We start from the raw sequence: 18,279 nt of genomic DNA on the forward strand, positions 1-18,279 counted from the left end.
CTGCGGTGAGCCGACCGTTAAGTTCGACCGGCGCCGATGCATCACAGTCCCCACGCCACATCGTTGCTGCCACAAGCGTGAATCGTGACGCCATGCCGCCACGGCGCCGGCGGCGCTACGCAGGCCGATTGCCAGGAGGCAAAAAGGCGCACCCAAAAAACTGCCATCTCGGGCGCTATTGCACGTCCCACCAGCGCGGCAGCAACCGCTTCACTTCAGGCCGCCGATACCGGTCGTCGATCAGATGCACCACGCCCTGGTCCTGCTCCGTGCGAATCACGCGCCCGGCCGCCTGCACCACCTTCTGCAACCCGGGGTACAGATACATGTAGTCGTATCCGTTGCCGAACTTCGCTTCCATCGTGCGGCGCATCTGCTCGTTGATCTCGTTCATCTGCGGCAAACCGAGGGTGGCGATGAACGCGCCGATCAACTGCTCCCCGACCAGATCGACGCCTTCCGAAAACGCGCCGCCAAGCACCGCGAAGCCCACGCCTTCGTTCATGGTCCGAAAGCGCGCCAGAAATGCGTCGCGCGCCGCTTCGTCCATGCCGGGTTCCTGCGCCCACACCGGCAAGCCGGGATGCCGCTCGCGCATCAACGCGACCACTCGCTGCAAATACTCGAAGCTGCTCAGAAAGCCCAGATAATTGCCCGGCTGCGCCGCATATTGCTTCGCAATCAGATCGACGATCGGGATGAGTGAGCGCTCGCGGTCGCGCCAGCGCGTCGACACGTTGCCGGCCACGCGCACCCGCAACTGCTCGGCGCGAAACGGCCCTTCGACATCCAGCCATTGGGTCGCTTCGGGCAGCCCCAGCGTGTCGCGATAGAAATGATGCGGATTGAGCGTGCCGGAGAACATCACCGTACTGCGCGCGGCCGCGTAGCGCGGCGCGAGAAACGGCGCCGGGATCACGTTGCGCACGCAAAGCGTGGCACTGCTCTTGTCGCGCGGCGCATAACGATCCGTGGCGAGCGTGATGTCGAAAATCGAATGCTCGCCGAACTGCTCGGCGAGCGCGACGAAATGCATGGTGTCGAAGAAAAACCGCAGCGCTGCTTCGTCGATGGAAAGCGGCGCTTCCGCCAGTTGATCCGTGACGGCGCCGATCAGATTTTGCGCGGCGGAGAGCAGTTTGCCAGGGACTTCCGTGTAGACCTGATAGCTCGCACTCTGCGCGCGCTTGACGGCGCTCCACTCACGCTGCAGCCGTTCAAGCGGCTTGCGCAATGTGGCCGGCGCGGTTTTGCGCGCGAGCCGGAATGCCGCCTGATCGAGCGACGCGGTGTACATGCGGCGGGCACGGTCGAGCAGATTGTGCGCCTCGTCCACCAGCACGCCCACGCGCCACTGGTTGATCTGCGTGAACGCGTACAGCATGGCGCTGCTGTCGTAGTAGTAGTTGTAGTCGCCGACCACCACGTCGGCCCAGCGCGCGAGTTCCTGTGCCAGATAGTACGGACAGATTTCGTGCGCGAGTGCCGCATCGCGCACCGCCGCGCGCGTGAGGCGCAAGCCTGCCAGCGCCGTGCTGCGGGCCGCGTCGAGCCGGTCGTAGAAGCCGCGCGCGAGCGGACACGAATCGCCGTTGCAGGCTTTGTCGGGATGCTCGCAGACCTTGTCGCGCGCGACGAGTTCGAGGGTTCTCAACGGCAAGTGCCCGGCGCCGCGATGGAGCGTTTCGATCGCGTCCAGCGCGAGCGCGCGGCCTGGCGTCTTGGCGGTCAGAAAAAATACCCGGTCGATCCGGTCCGACGCGCACGCCTTGAGTAGCGGAAATATCGTCGCAAGCGTCTTGCCGATGCCGGTGGGCGCCTGCGCCATCAAAGGCTTGCCGTCGCGTGCCGAGCGATAGACCGACACCGCCAGCTCGCGCTGGCCGCTGCGAAACTGACCGTGCGGAAACTGCAACGCATTGAGCGCGGCATTGCGTGCGGCCCGATGCGCCTCTTCCTGCACGGCCCAATCGAGAAAACGCTCGCATTGCTCGACGAAGAAAATCTCCAGGTCGCGCGCGGTATGCGTTTGCGTCAGCAGCACCTCCTTCTGAGTGCCGATGTCGAAGTACACCAGCGCCACCGTCAGCCCGGCGAGCCCGCGCGCGCGGCATAGCAAATGACCGTAGACGAGCGCCTGCGCCCAATGCAGGGTGCGGTGATTGGCGGGCATGCGTTCGAGGTCGCCGCGATGCGTCTTGATCTCTTCCAGCCGGTTCGCCGCCGGGTCGTAGCCGTCGGCGCGACCGCGCACGGTCAGGCCGCGATGCGTGGCGGTCAGCGTGATTTCGGTTTCGTAGCCGCTTGCGCGCCGCCCGGCAACCGTCACGTGGCCCGCCATTCCTTCGAGCGAGGTCGGCGCCGGTGTAAAGCGCAGGTCCAGATCGCCGCGCCTCGCGGTGAACTCGCACATTGCCCGCACGGCGACGATGTACGTCATGCGGCGGCCTCGGTTTTGGTGTGGCGGATGGCTTCGGCGTTGACGGTGGTGCTGGCGTTGCCGGTGATCTCGGCGGTGGCCTCGGTGCAGACCGCGGCGGCCACTGCGGCGGTGATCTCGGCGGTGACCGCAGTGGAAACTCCGGTGGCGATCTCCGTGGCGGCCTCGCGATTGACCTCGGCCGCGACCTCTGCGGCCACCCCCGCAGTGCCTGCAGCCGCGTCAGTCTGTACTGCGACGACTTCATCGGCCCAGCGCACGTCGAGCACGCGCACCGGCATGCCGTGCTGCGCGCAGTACGCGAGCCAGCGGATCTGGTTGTCCTGCAAGCGGTCGCCGGGGCCCTTCACTTCGATCAACTCGTAGCGTCGCTCGTCCGGCCAGAAGCGGATCAGATCAGGCAACCCGGAACGATTGCCGCGAATATCTCCCAGCAAGCGCTCGAACCACAGTTTCAGATGCGCGGCGGGCAGACAATCGAGCGCCAGCGCGACGAGTTCCGGCGAGAGCAGCCCCCAGAACACGAACGGCGATTGCAGCCCCGCCTTGCTGTGCAGATGCCGCCAGATCGTCTCGCGATAAACGCCGCTGTCGAGTTGCGCGAGACACGCGGCGAACTGTTCCGCGCGGCGCGCATGGAAATCCGGCGCGTGCAGATCGGCCGGACCGCGCTGGAACGGATGAAAGAACGCGCCAGGGAGCGCCGCAAAGACCGGCTCCCAACACAGCAACCCGAACAGCGAATTGATCAGGGCGTTCTCGACGTAGTGGACCGGCGCGGCCTCGCACGTCAAATGATCGCGGACGACATATTCCACCGCCATTGGCGCCGCGGGCTGCGGCAGCACCAGCGTGCCCCGCTCGACCGGACTCGCCGCGCTCGTACGCGCAACCGGCACGCCGCGCTTGCGCTGCAAACGCGGCAGCATGCGCGCGATGCGTTGTGCTTCCTCTTCGCTCTCGGGTGCCTGGGCGGCTTGCGAGACCAACGCGTAGGCATCGTCGAAACGCTCGCTGCGTTCGAGCACGCGCATGCGCCGATGGCGCGCGCCGGGCCAGCCGCAACGCTCATAAACGGCGAGCGCGGCCGTCCAGTTCTGCCGACGCTCGCACAGGTGGCCAATGCGGAACAGCAGTTTCGCGCGCCGCGTTTCAAGCCAGGGATTCGAGGTTTCGATTTCGCCGACGGCCGCGACGAGTTCTTCGATAACGGCTGCATCCGCGTCGCCGCCCGGCAGGCATTCGAGCGCTTCGCGGCAGGCGTGCAAGGCGAGATAGACGTCGACGTCCGCGCGCTGCTGGAACGCACGCGACGAAGGCGCGAACGCCACCTTCTCGTACTGGAACACACCGAGGTCGGCCAGCACGAACTCCGACCACTCCTGCTGCAGATTGCCGAAGAACATCAAACGCAGACGTTCGCAAAGCGGCGCGATTGCAACGTGAAGCACGCAATCCGCAGCTTGAGCGTGCCAAGCGGAGAGCGGGCGCGCCGCGGCGTTTTCCTCGTCGCGCTCGCCACGATAAAACGGGCGCAGGGTTTCCAGCAATTCCGGTTTGCGCAAGCCCCTTGCGCCGGGAATTAACGCGATGGTGTCCGCGAAAACTTCCATTAGCCCTGCACGCGTGGTGAGCGCGAACAGATCGTCGAGCGTCAGGCCCGGCTCGGTGTCGACCCAGCCGAGCGCGGCGATGGGCGCCGCTGCCTGCAATGGGCAACCGATCTCTTCGTAAGACAGGCGGCTCGCGCGGAACAGCGTGCCTTTACGCATCAGCATGCGAACCAGCAGCGCGCGCGAAGTCTGCGGCAACGCGGCGAACTCACGCAGAAACGCGTGCTCCTGCGCGTCGAACAGGTCGTCGTAGCGCTGCGCGAGCCACGCGAGGGCGCGCTCGAAGTTCAGCAGATAGTAGAGAGCGTAGGGAGAGGCAGGTGTTGCCACGGGACTTTCACGAAACCTGTATGTTTATACAGTGATGATAGCAAAATCCGTGAAGGCGCCGTCCAGATTGGCTCAATACAACGTCAGGATGCGGCGTGAACGTACTGCCATTCGAATCCGTCCCTGCCCCTTCTCACGCGCCCCGCCGATGTCTGCGGAAAATGCGCGGTGAAAAGCATCGCATCGTGATCGGCCGCATAGTTGAGCAGCCAGTGCCGCGAGTTTCGCGCCGACGCCGCATCGAGGCAGAAGGTCGAGTTCCATTCGGGACGGTAGACCTGGACGGGGTTATGCATCACATCGCCGGTGAAGATCGCTTCCTCGCCGCGCGAGCGGATCGAAATCGACATATGACCGGCGCTATGCCCGGGCGTCGGATGAAACACAATGCCCTCGCGCCACGCGCCGCCCTCGGCGGGAGTCGTCGCGGCCTGCCCGGATTCGATCACCGGCACGACGCTGTCCTCGAAAACCATGCGGCGGCTATCCCCCGCTGGAGTCGCGAAGAAATCCTGCTCCGCTTGCGGGAACACGTATGTCGCATTCGGGAAGGTCGGCTGCCACCGGCCGTCGATCCACTGCGTATTCCAGCCCACGTGGTCCGCATGCAAATGCGTGAGCAGCACCTCGTCCACCTGCGCCGGCAAGACGCCCGCCTCGACGAGGCGCTCCAGATACGGGTTGTTCAGTCGATGAAACAGCTTGCTGAACGGCCGCTCCTTGAAATTGCCGATACCGGTGTCGATCAGCACGGTCAGGCCCTCCATCTGCACGACCCAGGTGTGCACGTTCAGTTTCACCTCGTTGCGTTCGAGGTCGAGACTCTCCGCCGACACACGCCGGCTCAATTCTTCCGCCGCGGAGGATGCCCAGTCTGGATAAAGCACCGCCGGCGCTAACGGAAAACAGGTTTCGCTGACGCGGGTAATGCGTGCGTCCCCTACTCGGTGCGTAAGAACCTCAGTCGGCATGGTGTGACTCCGTGAAAGTGCGGCGGCAGCAACCTGAGCGCTTATGTAGCGCTTACGTAGCGCTTAAGTAGCGCTTAAGTAGCGGTTACGTGGCGCTGCCGCGGCCAATGGCTTCACTATCGCAAATCCAGCGCATGCCGGCCAATGCCGTTTTCTACGCATGGCGATGCTTTGCAGGCATCGCCATGAAAACAACGTCACGAGAACGTTTTCGCCGGCGTGCGGCGTGCCGCCACACCGTACAGCAGCGCGCTGAACGCGGCCGCCATGCCGCCCACGCAAGCCAGTGCCACACCCAAACCCGCGCTGTGCCCGCCAAGCCGCTCGTTGATGAAGCCGACCGCGAACGGTCCCAGCCCGCCGCTGATCGCATTGGTAAGAAACACCAGCAACGCGATCGAGCGTCCGCGCATGCGATTCGGAATCGCGATCTGGATCGGCACAGGCGCCAACGCCATCGCCACACTCGCCGCGAACGCGCACGCGCCATACAGCACCACGGCGACGTGCACGTCGCCAACGAGCGGCATCGCAATAGCGGCCGGCACCAGCAACGCAGCCGCCAACCCGGACAACGCCAGCACTTTGCGCACCGCCGCGGCATCGCTGACGCGGCCGGCGAGCAAACCCGCACTCACCACCCCGAGGATGCCGCCGAACATGTAGGCCGGCGCCGCCATCTGTCCGACGGCACGCGGCGTCAGATGAAAATGACGGATCAGCAGCGTCGGAAACCATGCCGCATGCGAGTAAAACAGCGTGATCAGCGCGACGTACGCGCCGAAGTACGGCAAGCAGAAGCGGTTCTTCACGAACAACTCGCGCAGCACGTCTTTCAGCGGCGGCGTACTGTCGTGAGCGGCTTTGTCCGCGAAGACTTGCGTCGAAGCCTTTGCAGTCGAAACGACGTCGTGCGTGGCCGACCCTTCGGCCGTTGTACGAAGCGTGGAGAACAAGCCGCGCCGTTGTGGTTCCCGCACCGATAACGCGACGATTGCCGCCAGTGCCAGCCCCGGCAAGCCGACCGCGACGAACACCGCCTGCCAACCGTTCAAACCGATACCCGCGAGCCACGCGGCGCCCGCGCCATGTTCGAGCGCACCGAGCAGCATGCCGCCGCCGAACAAGGCCACGCCTCCGCCGATATACGGTCCCAGCATGAACACGCTGCTTGCCCGCGTGACTTTGCGCGGCGGATACAGATCGCTGAAGATCGACAGCGCCGCCGGACTCAAGCCCGCTTCCGCAATCGCCGTCCCCGCACGCGCGGCCAGCAGTTCGGCAAAGTTGTGCGCGAAACCGCACAACGCGGTGGAGACGGCCCAGATCGCCACGCAAACCGCGATCAGACGCACGCGATTGGAACGGTCGATCAGCCGCGCAATGAACACGCCCGCCGTCGCGTAACACAGCGTGAACGAAAACCCTTGCAACAAGCCGATTTGCGTATCGGTGAGCGCCAGCGTTTCCTTGATCGGTTGCACGAGAATGCTCACGATCTGGCGGTCGAGATACGAAAACGCAAAGCAGACAAAGAACAGAACGACAACGTAAGTGTGCCCACGACGCGTGTCGGCGTCGTTCGAATCGGACACGGTGGTGACTGCATTCATGGCGAATCTCCGGCTGGGCACTGCGAAGAAATGGCTTGCTTCCCTTCGACGAAGCGCGTCACTGCCAATGCGCATCCGCAGCCAGCACGGCGAGACAGTCGCCCGCTTCGACGCGCGCAAACGAACGCTTGCATACCACCACGCCGTTGCCGGCAAAGCGGAGTTCCTGTGGTGCGCTCCACGGCGCATACGGATCGAATACCCGCGCGGCCAACTGGTCCTTCTCGACCCGGTCGCCGAGCGCGAACACGGGTTCGGCCACGCCCGCCCGCGAGGCGAACACATAGTGCCGCGCGCCATCCACTTTCAACCAGCGCGTGTCGTGTCGCGGCGCGGGAGGATTATCGTCAGGCGTGACACCGAGCGTGTGCAGCACGCGCCGCAAACCATCCTCGACGATCGCTACGCCATCGGCATTACAGGCCGCATAGCCACCGAATTCACCGCACAGGAACAGCTTGCCGTGCCGCTCGACGGCCGCGCCATACGTGCGGTCCTCGCCGAGCAGATCCATGAGCATGGTGTGCGGCGCGGCGAATGCCTGGACGAGCCGGCGGTATTCGGCGCGACGCGACGGGTCCCCGGGCGGCGCCGCGAGCAACGCCGGCAGATGATCGAACGAAGCACCGCCCGCGTGCAGATCGATCACCACGTCCGCACGCGGAAATAGTTCGGTATCCGCATAATGCGCGATCATCTCGGTGAGGTTGCCGTTGCGCGCGCCCGGAAAAACGCGGTTCAGATTGCCGCGATCGATCGGCGAGGTGCGCGAGCCGTTGATGAACGCCGGGAAATTCAGCGCCGGCACGACGATCAGGCGGCCCTGGACCGTCATCGACGGCATGCGCTGAACCAGCTTCATCAGTGCGACGGGACCTTCGTATTCATCGCCGTGATTGCCGCCGGTCAGCAGCACCGTGGGACCGTCACCGCCGTTGAGCACGGTAATCGGCACCGGAATGTGGCCGTATGCGGAGCGGTCGTGCGAATACGGCACGCGTAACGTGCCGTTCTGCAGGCCGGGGCGTTCGTAGTCGATGTCGGTGGAAATCAGCGATGGTGTGGACGGCATGGTTGTCTCCCGATAAGAAAGTAAGCCGGAATACCGTCGTTGGACGACGACGCGAGGCCATGCAATCAATATCGTCGAGGCAAAAAACCAGCGCCAATGCCGATTTTTAGGGAAGCCGATGCTTTAAAGGCATCGGGGTACGGCGAGTCCGGACGTTACCGTTGCGCCTTGAGCAAGGCGATGAATTGCGCGAGCGCGGGATTGCGGTGCTGCTCGTGATACGCGAAATGCAGCGGCAGCGCGATCGACAGATCGGCCAGGTTGAGGAATTGCACCAGCGCCGGCGGCCGGTCGCGATTGGCCGAGTTGACGATCGCCGCGCCCACGCCGGCGGACACCAACGAGAGAATCGCGGCTTCCGTCGAGACTTCCTGCACGACGTCGAGCGTCAAACCGGCGCGCTCGCATGCGCCAATCAAGCGGTCGTAGTAAGCGGGATAAACATGCCGTGGAAACGTGATGAAGGGTTTGCCGGCCAGCTGCGCCGCGCGCACCGACTTGCGGCGGCCGAACGACCACGCGGCCGGCGCCGCCAGCACCACGCCGTTTTCGAGCAACGGCAAACTGGTGATCTGCTCGGGCAACGCGCCGAAGTGATAGACGAAACCGCCGTCGAGCGTGCCCTGAGTGATCGCGTCCAGTTGCTCCGGCGTGTTCATCGGCGTGAGTTCGATGCCGACTTGCGGCGCCGCCTGCTGGAACGCTTGCAGCGCGTTCGGCACAAGCCCGCCCCAAACCGCGTTTTCTACGAAGCCGATCCGCACGTGTCCGGACACGCCCGCCGCGATTCGTTGCGCGGCACGCGCCGCCGACTCGACCTGCTGCAGAATGCCGCGCGCTTCACGCAGATAGGCTTCGCCTGCCAGCGTCAGCTTCAGGCCGCGCGGCGTGCGCTCGAACAGCGCGACACCCAACGTTTCTTCGAGATCCTGGATTTGCCGGGAAATCGCCGGCTGGGTGACGTGGAGCTGCTCGGATGCGCCGCGCACGCTCGCGTGCTCGGCAACGGCGACGAAGTATCGGAGATGCCGGAGTTCCATGTCAGCAGAATGGGTGGCTTATCGAATGGGATGCCGGCATTGTGCCATTCGATCACGCCGCGGCGTTGGCGTTTTTACTCCGCCGCCAGCCACACCACCGTCAACGAACGCACGCCTTGCGCGCCGCGAATCAGCACGCCTTCGATATCCGCCGTCGCCGAAGGTCCGGTGACGAGCGCCGCATAACGGGCAGCGCGGAAATCATCGCGCCGGTATACGTCCTGCAAGCCGTCGAGCAGTTGCGCCGGGTCGAGCAGCACGACCAGATGCTGCACGATGTAGCCGAGCGCGTTGACCACATACTCGCGTTCGCTAAACCATACCGAGCCGGTTTCGGCGACGCCGAAGCGAGCCCGCACCACGCCGACGTCGATGTCCTGCAGCGAAGCAGGTTCCGTGTCGGCGGTGAGCGTGCGCGTGCCCTGCACTTCCTGGGTTGCCGAGGCGATGGATGCCTCGGCACCGAACCGCTCGCGAATCAGGCCGCCCACGTCGCTCGCCGTCGTGCCGTCGACGCACACGCCGCCCATGGCCTGCAGCGCCGCCGTAAAGCGCGCGCGCAGATCGCCACCCACGGGGTTGAACAGCGGCACGTCGGGCCGCGGCCGCGCCGCCGGCTGCGCCTGCCGCACCTTTGCCAGAAAAGCGTCACGCGTTGTCATGGTCAGCTCCACGATTCTTCTTGTACCAGGCGTGGAAGGTCAGCTTCGGCGCCTCCGGCAACTCGCGTTGCTTGCCCCAGATATTGAGCGGGTTGTACAACACGAAATTCGGCAAGCGCCGCAGCGCGCTGCTCATCGACGACACCGTCGCGCGATACAAGGTCGGACTCGCGAGCAGCCGCCCTGCCATCTTCAACACTTCCTGCTTCACGAACGGCACTTCGTGATGCTCGGCGATCACCGTGCGCCATTTGTAGATCTGCTCGTGAATATTGATCTTCACCGGGCACACGTTGGTGCAACTGCCATTGAGCGTCGAGGCGAACGGCAAGGCGCTGTAACGCTTCAGATCGAAAGTCGGATTGATGATCGCGCCGATCGGCCCCGAGTACGTGCCGCCATACGACAGCCCGCCGCTGCGCCGGTAAACCGGACACGTATTCATGCAGGCGCCGCAGCGAATGCATTTGAGCGAATACCAGAAGTCTTCCATCGCGAGCCGCTCCGAGCGGCCGTGATCGACGAGGATGAAATGCATCTCCGTGCCCGGACGCGGCGCGCGGAAATGCGATGTGTACTGCGTGATCGGCGAGCCGAGCGCGCTGCGCGACAGCATGCGGACAAACACGCCGAGGTCCGACACCTTCGGAATCAGCTTCTCGATACCGATCGACGCGATATGCAACGGCGGCACGTTTGCAGAGAGGTCCGCATTGCCTTCGTTCGTGCACACCACCACCGTGCCGGTCTCCGCCACCGCGAAATTGCAGCCGGTCATGCCGGCCGTTTTCTCGCGCACGAAGTACGGCCGCGTGTTCATCCGCTGGCTTTCGGCGAGATAGTGGATATCGCTGTTCTTCGGATCGGTGCCGATGGTGCGGCCGAACAGCTCGGCCACGTCGGCGCGCAACTTGTGGACCGCCGGCACCACCATATGGCTCGGATCCTGATGATCGAGCTGCTGGATGCGTTCGCCCAGATCCGTTTCCATCACCGTGATGCCGCGCGGCTCCAGGTACTCGCGCATCTTGCATTCATCGGTGAGCATCGACTTGCTTTTGACGAGCGTGGTCATGCCACGCTCCGACATGATCCGGTGCACGAGCGCGTTGTGCTCTTCGGCGGTAGCGGCCCAATGCACCGTTACGCCGTTCGCCTCGGCGGCCGCCGCGAACTGTTCGAGATACGTGGACAGATTGGAGAGCGTGTGTTCCTTGATACCCGATGCCAGTTCGCGCATCGTCTCCCACTCGGCAATGCCGTGCGCCTGCGCATCGCGCTTCTCGCGCAAATCCCACAGGCGTTTGTCGTGAAACGCAACGTGCTCTGTCTTGCTGATGAAAGCGCCTGCCGCTTTCGCGTGATCGATCCGGTTGCTCATGCGCGTGCTCCGTTGAGGACCTGCGCGATATGAATGAAGCGCGCGTCGGCTTTCATGCGTTCCGCGCAGCCCTGCTGGTGCATCAGGCACGACATGTCGCCCGAGACGATGTACTCGGCGCCCGCGTTCAGATGATCGCGCACCTTGTCCTGTCCCATGCGTACCGACACCGGCTCTTCCGTGACGGAGAAGGTGCCACCGAAACCGCAGCATTCGTCTGGCCGCGCCGGCTTGACGAACTCGATGCCCTTCACGCCTTCGAGCAGGGTGCGCGGCTTCGAAAACGGCGTGCCCGCCACTTCCGAAATCGATGCTTCCTTCAGATGCCGCAAGGCGCTGCAGCTATTGTGCAGACCCACGCGATGCGGAAACTCGGCCCACGGAAACTCACGCGCGCCGACCACGTCGTGCAGAAACTCGACGAGTTCGTAGGCGTTCGCGCGGACCTTTTTCACTTCGTCGGTCTGCTCGAGCGCGGTGAGATGCTCGCGCACGTGATGGATGCAACTCGCCGACGGCCCGACGATGAAGTCGTAGCCGGCGAAGTTGCGCGCGAACACACGCTCGGCGCCGGCTGCCTCGGCATGCGCGCCGCTATTGGCCATCGGCTGGCCGCAGCAGGTCTGCTCCTGCGGATAGTCGACCTCGATACCGAAACGTTCGAGCAGTTCGAGCGTGGCGATCCCCACTTCGGGATAGAACGCGTCGATGAAGCACGGGATAAACAGGGCGACTTTCATAAGCTCATTGAAAAGAAAGGCGGCAGCCGGCGAGTTATCTACTCTACTGCGGAATCGTGGCGGCGCACGAGTAAGTCGTCGCGACAGTTTGCGCGGCAAGCAGGCCGATCAGCGGAGATTCCGGCGCTTTTGTAAGACTGGTATGGTTGGTCTGACCAAGAATATAAGGAAGTTGACCGAGGGTGTCAATCGCAGGACAGAGGAGGATCGCGCCGCGGCCCTGTCGGGCACGCCGCGCGAGGCACTCAGGGAATCACGCAACCGTACTCGATGAAGGCTTGGCCGCGTCTTCCTTGTACATCTCGCGCACATAGGCCAGATGGCGCTCAGCCGCCTTGCGGGCCTTCTGCGCGTCGCGCGACATGACGGCGTCGTAGATAGCCTGGTGCTGGCTCATCAACTGTTTTTCCATCGCGTCGTCGTAATCGATCAGCCGATGGTATTGGCGCATGCCCTCGCGAATCAGCGTGTGGATGCCGTGCATCACATGCGCGAGCGCGATGTTGTGCGTGGAGTCGGCAATCGCGAGGTGAAACGCGGCGTCGAGTTCGGCGAGGTTCACACGGTCCTGCGACAGCGAGCCGGCCTTCAATGCCTCGAACGCCGCGCTGATCTTTTTCAGGTCGGCGGCCGTGGCGCGCTGCGCGGCATAGACCGTCGAAATCGATTCGAGCCCCTGGCGCAGCTCCAGAATATCGGCACTGGTGCGCGGATTTTGCAGCAGCAGCTCGGCAAGCGGCTTGGAGATGATCGGCGCCGTCACGTCGACCACCGTAAAACCGCCCCGCCCCGAGGTTTCGATGTAGCCGTCCGCTTCCAGCCTGATCAGCGCTTCCCGCAACGAAGGCCGCGACACGCCGAGCTGCGTGGCGAGGTCGCGTTCGGCCGGCAGCCGGTCGCCGGGCATTAGCGTGCCGTCCGAAATCAGTTGCTTGATCTGGTCGGACACCACGTCGGACAGCCGTTTGCGCGTGAAGGACTGGATCGGGAGGAATGGCATGGGCAGCGATGAGTGAAGCCGGTTGATCAGGCGGATTTTCAGGCAGTGGACAACCACCTGGGCGCGACTCGATGCAAGCATGGAAGCACCGCGCGGCGTCGAACGGATTATACCGTTCAACGGCGCGGGCCAATTGCGGGCGAAAGACGCGCCGGCCGCGTCCTGAGGGTTGCCGGGAAACTCAGCGCGCTCCCGCCGCATAGAAACTCGCCAGATCACGTTTGAGCGTACGCAACGCCGCGTCGTCGAGGTAGATCATGTGGCCGGTCGGATAGTAAGCGATTCGCACGTTGGCGCGCAGCGGCCCGTCCACGCCCAGATGCGCGAGCGCGTATTCGGTTGCGTAAAACGGTGTGGCCAGATCGAAATAACCGTTCAGCGACATCACGCGCAACTGGGGATTTTGCCGCATCGCTTCGGCCAGATCGCCCGCCGCATAGGGCACCGGCAAATGTTCACCCCACCATTCGCGATGCTTCCAGTCCCACTGCGTCAGCGCTTCGTCGTTGAAGACGCGGTAACGGTCGGCCGGCGTAAAGTGCAGGTCCTGAGCGAAATGCTGGTGCAGGGCCGCGTCGAAGGCACTCGACACGCTGCTCACCGAAGCGTCGTAATCGGGACGCTCGGACACGCTGTCGAAGTCGATTCCTTCGAAGCGCGCGTCGTACCGGCCGACGCTGCGCGCCTCGTCGCGCAGCAGTTCAGTGCGATAACGCGACGGATAAAGACGCAGGCGACTACGCTTCACATAGGCGGCGTCGAGCCCCGTGAACTGCGCGACGCGCGCGGCGATCGCATCGCGCTCGGCGTCGGGCAGCGCGTCGCCTTGCGCGAGCGCTTGCGCATACGGCCCACGCGCGAACGTGCGGGCTTCGTCGAGAAAGGCCGGCAGACTGGCCGGCTTCGGCACGATCTTGTCGTGATACCAAGCAATGGCCGCGAAGCTCGGCAGATAGCTTTCGCTCCTGAAGTCGGCGCCCGCCGAGAATGCGGCGGAATCGAGCACGGACGACATCAGGATCACGCCATTGAGCGCGATATTGTCCTGCCCCAACTGATACGCCAGCATCGCGGCGCGCGCGGTGCCATACGATTCGCCGAGCAGATACTTCGGCGAATTCCAGCGCTGGTTTACCGTCAGGTATCGGTCGATGAATTGCGAAAACGCGTCCAGATCCTTATCCACGCCCCAGAAGTCTTTGCCCGTGCCGTGGCCGACCACCCTCGACAGACCGGCGCCGACCGCATCGATAAATACCAGGTCGGTGGTGTCGAGCAGGCTGTCGGGATTGTCGGCGAGCGTGTACGGCGCGGGCGGCGTGATGGCGGGACTCGCGGTACGCGCGCGCTTCGGCCCGAACGAGCCGATCATCAGAAATACGCTGCCGGCGCCCGGTCCGCCGTTGAAGAGAAACGTGACCGGCCGCGTTGCCGGTGTTTTGCTGGCGACGGTGTAGGCGACATAGAACACGCTCGCGTTGGCCTGTCCGGTCTTGTCGCGCAGCAGCAGATTGCCGGCGGTGGCCGTGTAGTCGATCTTGCGGCCGTCGAGCCGGATGGAATGCTGCGTCACCGACGCGGTTTCCGGCGGCACGGGAATCGGCGCCGACTCCGCTTTCGCATTGCGCTGCGCCGTACTGGCCGACACGTCGCTCTGAGTCGTTTCAATCGCGCGTGGCTGGCGAGTGGCGCGCACCGCGCCCGCATGCGGATCGCCGACCGGTTGGGCGTTCGGCTCGCCGCGTTGTTTCGGCTTGCCGCTCACAACGCGCGGCGAGTTCGGCGAGTCCTGTGCGCCTGGCGCGGACGCCGCGGTTTCCGCGCTCGCGGCCGCATCCGGTGATGCGTCCGGTTCAGCCGCCGCACACACCGTGCTGAATGCGGCGAGCATGACGAGCACGAGCGCCATCGCCACGAGAGCGGCCGCCATCGACCCTGCCATGAGGGATCGGCGTAACGAGAGGGTGAAGCGAAGGCCCATGGGGTTCCCGACAGTGAGTCGATATGCGCCGGCGTCCGGAATGTCCTAGCTTAAGACGAAGTCGGCGCTCGATTTTTGACGCGGCCTTTGGCGGCGTCAATCGAAAACTGCCGAGGACACCCATTCCTCCCAAGACGCATCGCTTCGTTACGTGATTCGAAAAGCAACCGAAACGCTGTAGAAAGGCTCAACGGACCGGCAATGTGCGGACGAAAGCGGCAATCCGCTCGCAGGCATCGATCAGGCGCGCTTCGTCGACAACGAAGCCCAGCCGCACGAAACCATTCGCGGTCTCTCCGAAGGCGCTCGCGTCGAGCACCGACACGCCTTGCGCGTGAAACAGCTGCCAGGTGAAGTCGACCGTATCGAGGCCGGTGCCGCTCACGTCGACCATCATGAACATGCCGGCTTCGGGCAACACGCAGCGCAAACCCGGCACGCGCTGTAAGCGCTCGAACACCACGTCGCGCCGGCGGCGATAAATCTCCCGCATCTCGGCGGCGATCCGCGCTTTGTTCTGCAAGGCCGTCAACGCCGCCTGCTGGATGAATCCGGGCAAGCCATACAGCATGGCGAGGGCGAGCCGCCCCATATGCTCGATCAGTTCCGCCGGCCCGATCGCCCAGCCTACGCGCCAGCCGGCCATGGCATGCGATTTCGACAGACTGCCGAGCGTCACGGTGCGCTCGGCCATGCCGGGCAGCGCCGCAATACTCACGTGTTCCCGCTCGAAAGTCAGCTCGGCGTAGACCTCGTCGGACAGCACCCACAGATCATGCCGGCACGCGAGCCGCGCGATCCGTTCGAGATCGGCGCGCGGCATCACCACGCCGGTCGGATTGCACGGCGTGGCGAAGAAGATGGCTTTGGTGCGCGACGTGACGGCCGCCTCGAGCGCGTCGCAATCGACATGAAATGCCCGCGCCCGATCGACCGGCACCGTGACGAGCGTGGCGCCGGCCGCGCGCACGCAGGCCTCGTAGGTCAGATACATGGGCTCGGGGACGATCACCTCGTCGCCCGCTTCCAGCAGGCACAGCGATGCCGCGAACACGCCGTTCTGCGCACCCGCGGTCAGGATCACATTGGCGGCGCTCACGGCGCAGCCGGTTATGCGCGCGTGTTCTTCGGCAATCGCCGCGCGCACCGGTTCACGTCCGGATACAGCGCTGTAGTGCGTATCGCCGCCGCGCAAGGCCTCGACCGCGCGCTCGACGATCGGCGCCGGCGTCGCGAAATCCGGGTCGCCAACGCTCAGGACGATAACGTCCTCACCATTGGCCGCCGCCTGTTGTGCGACCCGGTGAATTTCCCACGCGGACGTGCGCCTGCCCTGCAAACGCTCGACCAGATTCGAGTACTTCATTACCCTGCCCCGTTGCCCATGGACTCGCCAATGTAAAGGGGCACGCATGAAACGTCCAGATACGAAAAAACGCCACGCGAAGCCTTGGCCTCGCGTGGCGCTTCAACCCAACCCCTTACGGCGGGGCGTGGCGCTCAAACCTGGCGGCGCAATTCCGCCGGAGGCACCTTCATCAGATGCCGGTATTTGGCCACTGTGCGGCGCGCGACCAGCACGCCCTGATCCGCGAGCATCTTGGCGAGCGTCACATCCGAAAGCGGATCACGGGTGTTTTCCGCGGCGATCATTTCCTTGAGCAACGCACGCACGGCGGCGGCGGAACAGGTGCCACCGCTTTCGGTGCCGAGTTCGCGAGGGAAGAAATGCTTGAACTCGAAAATGCCGCGCGGCGTGGCCATATATTTGTTGCCCGTGGCCCGCGAGATGGTGGATTCGTGCAGTCCGAGTTCATCGGCGACATCGCGCAAAACCATGGGCTTGAGTGCGATTTCGCCGTACTGGAAGAAGGCCTTCTGATGCGCGACGATGCATTCCGCCACGCGTTGAATCGTATCGAAACGTTGTTGCGCGTTGCGGATCAGCCAGCGCGCTTCCTGCAGTTGCTGTGCGAGCGGCGAGCGGCTTGCACCGGCCGATTGCGCGAACAACTCCGCATACATGCGATGGATCCGCGCGCGCGGCTGCACGGCCGGATTGATCGCCACGACCCATTTGTTGCGCACCTGGCGCACGATCACATCCGGCACCACGTAGTTGTCTTCGGTGCGGCCGTAGGAGTTGCCCGGCTTCGGATCGAGCTTGCGCACCAGAGCGCAGGCAATGCGCAGTTCTTCCGCGCTGCAGCCGATCTGCTTCTGCAGTTCAGCCTGTTCGCGGCGAGCGAGCCGTTCCAGATGATGCTCGACGATTTGCCGAGCCACTTCGCGCCCCGGCGTATCGGCCGGCAACGCATTCACCTGCAGCGACAGGCATTCCGACAGGGTGCGTGCGCCGAGGCCAGGACGGTCGAGCGATTGCACGAGACGCAGCGCTACCAGCAACTCGTCTTCGGTCAATTCAGGTTCGAGATCGACGCTGTCGGCGAGATCGGAGAGTTCCTGGCGCAAATAGCCGTCGTCGTCGAGCGCCTCGATAATGAAACGGGCCACCGCGCGGTCACGGTCATCGAGCCGATAGAGGCGCAGCGAGTCGTGCAACTGTTCGCGCAAGGTCGGCTGGGAACGGGCCCACTCGGCCGGATCGCTGCTGTCTGAATCGCCGTTCTGACGCGTCGAACTGCGGCTGCTGTAATCGCCGGAAAAGTCGCCAGGCATGTCGTCCTGGCCCGCGCTTTCCAGCGTGTCGTTGCCACCTGACTCGGACGGCAGAGAATCCGGCTCGGCGCTGGCTACGGTATCCGTGGCAGGCAGCGCGCCCGAGTCTTCGCCTGACGCGGTCGTGGCGAGCGCAACGTCTTCGGTATCCGACGAGTCGTATTCGAGGAACGGGTTCGTGTCGAGCGCCGTGCGCAACTCCTGCTGGAATTCCAGAGACGACAGCTGCAACAGACGCACCGATTGCTGAAGACGCGGCGTGAGTGCGAGAGACTGCCTTGTGCGTAGTTCAATTGAAGGCATTGTAGTGAGGTCCCGTTAATAGCCGAAAATGGTCAGTAGCCTCCTTAGAGCAACTGTCGTACCAGCTCGCGCAACACCCTGTTTTTTCAACGCTTTGCATTTTCAGGCCCGCCAATTGCGCAGGCGGCCGGACGCCATTTTTACAAGCCCCCGGCAAATTCCGGTTCCCGCTTGCGCACCGCGTTCAAGGCCGCTCCAGCCCTTAATCGCGCCCTATTCTTCAGCCTAAAGCCGCGTGCCATAACGGATTTCCTTCACTGCCCGCCTTCGCTCACGCTGCCGGGCACAACGCTTGCGAATGAGCACTATGTGGACGGACGACGGTCTGTGCACGCGAACGCAGCAGCGAATTCGCATGCACAGACTGTCGCCCAGTGTCGATAACGGGCCCTGACGGAACCGTAGCGGCAACGACCCCACGCGTGTCATCGGCGGTTTCGGCCGCGATCGACCG

At 64.1% G+C, this 18,279-nt stretch carries 13 protein-coding genes; all 13 read right to left on the reverse strand.

Annotated elements, in window-relative coordinates; all coding sequences use genetic code 11:
- Positions 1-175 precede the first annotated feature (175 nt).
- Positions 176-2,440, reverse strand: a complete 2,265-nt coding sequence (locus tag P0D68_RS16325) for an ATP-dependent DNA helicase (RefSeq protein ID WP_408297555.1) — start codon at positions 2,438-2,440, stop codon at positions 176-178.
- Positions 2,437-4,383 (reverse strand): VRR-NUC domain-containing protein, encoded by a 1,947-nt coding sequence (locus P0D68_RS16330; protein ID WP_408297553.1) that lies wholly within the window; start codon positions 4,381-4,383, stop codon positions 2,437-2,439. The genes P0D68_RS16325 and P0D68_RS16330 overlap by 4 nt, the downstream gene beginning before the upstream one ends.
- 83 nt (positions 4,384-4,466) lie before the next feature.
- The gene (locus P0D68_RS16335; protein WP_408297551.1) at positions 4,467-5,354 is read right to left on the reverse strand and encodes an MBL fold metallo-hydrolase; all 888 of its coding nucleotides are present in this window, start codon (positions 5,352-5,354) and stop codon (positions 4,467-4,469) included.
- Between the two features lie 197 nt (positions 5,355-5,551).
- On the reverse strand, positions 5,552-6,967 hold the full coding sequence (locus P0D68_RS16340; RefSeq protein WP_091808047.1) for an MFS transporter: 1,416 nt from the start codon (positions 6,965-6,967) through the stop codon (positions 5,552-5,554).
- A 58-nt stretch (positions 6,968-7,025) separates the two neighbouring features.
- Positions 7,026-8,039, reverse strand: coding sequence for a succinylglutamate desuccinylase/aspartoacylase family protein (locus P0D68_RS16345; RefSeq protein WP_408297547.1), 1,014 nt, complete (start codon positions 8,037-8,039; stop codon positions 7,026-7,028).
- Positions 8,040-8,194: 155 nt separating this feature from the next.
- Positions 8,195-9,079: a LysR family transcriptional regulator gene (locus P0D68_RS16350; protein WP_091808042.1), complete on the reverse strand. Its 885-nt coding sequence runs from the start codon at positions 9,077-9,079 to the stop codon at positions 8,195-8,197.
- 74 nt (positions 9,080-9,153) lie between these two features.
- A complete protein-coding gene (locus tag P0D68_RS16355; RefSeq protein WP_408186397.1) occupies positions 9,154-9,741 on the reverse strand; it encodes a LutC/YkgG family protein in 588 nt (195 codons plus the stop codon).
- Positions 9,728-11,122 carry a lactate utilization protein B gene (locus P0D68_RS16360; protein WP_408186398.1) on the reverse strand — a complete coding sequence of 465 codons (1,395 nt, stop codon included), beginning with the start codon at positions 11,120-11,122 and terminating at the stop codon, positions 9,728-9,730. Before P0D68_RS16360 ends, P0D68_RS16355 begins: the two co-directional genes overlap by 14 nt.
- On the reverse strand, positions 11,119-11,862 hold the full coding sequence (locus tag P0D68_RS16365; protein WP_408297543.1) for a (Fe-S)-binding protein: 744 nt from the start codon (positions 11,860-11,862) through the stop codon (positions 11,119-11,121). The genes P0D68_RS16360 and P0D68_RS16365 overlap by 4 nt, the downstream gene beginning before the upstream one ends.
- Positions 11,863-12,115: 253 nt before the next feature.
- Positions 12,116-12,862 (reverse strand): FadR/GntR family transcriptional regulator, encoded by a 747-nt coding sequence (locus P0D68_RS16370; protein WP_091809257.1) that lies wholly within the window; start codon positions 12,860-12,862, stop codon positions 12,116-12,118.
- Positions 12,863-13,043: 181 nt separating this feature from the next.
- Positions 13,044-14,843: a S10 family peptidase gene (locus P0D68_RS16375; RefSeq protein WP_408297541.1), complete on the reverse strand. Its 1,800-nt coding sequence runs from the start codon at positions 14,841-14,843 to the stop codon at positions 13,044-13,046.
- A gap of 187 nt (positions 14,844-15,030) precedes the next feature.
- Entirely contained in the window at positions 15,031-16,209 is a 1,179-nt protein-coding gene (locus P0D68_RS16380; RefSeq protein ID WP_408297539.1) for a pyridoxal phosphate-dependent aminotransferase, read from the reverse strand.
- 134 nt (positions 16,210-16,343) lie between these two features.
- Positions 16,344-17,825, reverse strand: coding sequence for an RNA polymerase factor sigma-54 (locus tag P0D68_RS16385; protein ID WP_091808031.1), 1,482 nt, complete (start codon positions 17,823-17,825; stop codon positions 16,344-16,346).
- Between the last annotated feature and the right edge of the window lie 454 nt (positions 17,826-18,279).

Origin of the sequence: Paraburkholderia sp. RL17-380-BIE-A (assembly GCF_046028085.1) — a bacterium.
Taxonomy (GTDB): domain Bacteria; phylum Pseudomonadota; class Gammaproteobacteria; order Burkholderiales; family Burkholderiaceae; genus Paraburkholderia.

Bases quoted from the DNA above. Each gene is read 5' to 3' on its own strand.
- P0D68_RS16325 (WP_408297555.1), bottom strand. From the start codon at position 2,440: ATGACGTACATCGTCGCCGTGCGGGCAATGTGCGAGTTCACCGCGAGG.
- P0D68_RS16335 (WP_408297551.1), bottom strand. From the start codon at position 5,354: ATGCCGACTGAGGTTCTTACGCACCGAGTAGGGGACGCACGCATTACC.
- P0D68_RS16340 (WP_091808047.1), bottom strand. From the start codon at position 6,967: ATGAATGCAGTCACCACCGTGTCCGATTCGAACGACGCCGACACGCGT.
- P0D68_RS16345 (WP_408297547.1), bottom strand. From the start codon at position 8,039: ATGCCGTCCACACCATCGCTGATTTCCACCGACATCGACTACGAACGC.
- P0D68_RS16350 (WP_091808042.1), bottom strand. From the start codon at position 9,079: ATGGAACTCCGGCATCTCCGATACTTCGTCGCCGTTGCCGAGCACGCG.
- P0D68_RS16355 (WP_408186397.1), bottom strand. From the start codon at position 9,741: ATGACAACGCGTGACGCTTTTCTGGCAAAGGTGCGGCAGGCGCAGCCG.
- P0D68_RS16360 (WP_408186398.1), bottom strand. From the start codon at position 11,122: ATGAGCAACCGGATCGATCACGCGAAAGCGGCAGGCGCTTTCATCAGC.
- P0D68_RS16365 (WP_408297543.1), bottom strand. From the start codon at position 11,862: ATGAAAGTCGCCCTGTTTATCCCGTGCTTCATCGACGCGTTCTATCCC.
- P0D68_RS16370 (WP_091809257.1), bottom strand. From the start codon at position 12,862: ATGCCATTCCTCCCGATCCAGTCCTTCACGCGCAAACGGCTGTCCGAC.
- P0D68_RS16375 (WP_408297541.1), bottom strand. From the start codon at position 14,843: ATGGGCCTTCGCTTCACCCTCTCGTTACGCCGATCCCTCATGGCAGGG.
- P0D68_RS16380 (WP_408297539.1), bottom strand. From the start codon at position 16,209: ATGAAGTACTCGAATCTGGTCGAGCGTTTGCAGGGCAGGCGCACGTCC.
- P0D68_RS16385 (WP_091808031.1), bottom strand. From the start codon at position 17,825: ATGCCTTCAATTGAACTACGCACAAGGCAGTCTCTCGCACTCACGCCG.